The following is a 260-nucleotide window of genomic DNA, read 5'->3' as shown; positions in this document are numbered from 1 at the left end:
GGTTCGATTCCCTTCAACCGCCCCATAATCGTATTTCATTAAGCGGGTGTAGTTTAATGGCAAAACCTCAGCCTTCCAAGCTGATGTTGTGGGTTCGATTCCCATCACCCGCTCCATTTTAAATATGAACATTGAAAACTGAATGACAATATGTCAACGTTAATTCCAATAAACAGTAACGAAACGTTACAAACTATTTAGTATTGATGAGCTAATCAAACATCATAATTTTTTATGGAGAGTTTGATCCTGGCTCAGGA

1 tRNA gene is annotated in these 260 nt (G+C 38.1%); it reads left to right on the top strand.

Annotated features, from left to right (window positions below):
- Window positions 1-42: 42 nt before the first annotated feature.
- Window positions 43-116 (top strand) — tRNA-Gly (locus tag GNE10_RS35215).
- The last annotated feature ends 144 nt before the right edge of the window (window positions 117-260 follow it).

The sequence above is a fragment of the Nostoc sp. 2RC genome, assembly GCF_014222165.1.
Classification (GTDB): Bacteria; Cyanobacteriota; Cyanobacteriia; order Cyanobacteriales; family Nostocaceae; genus Nostoc; species Nostoc linckia.
This window is presented reverse-complemented; position numbering and strand designations above follow the sequence as displayed.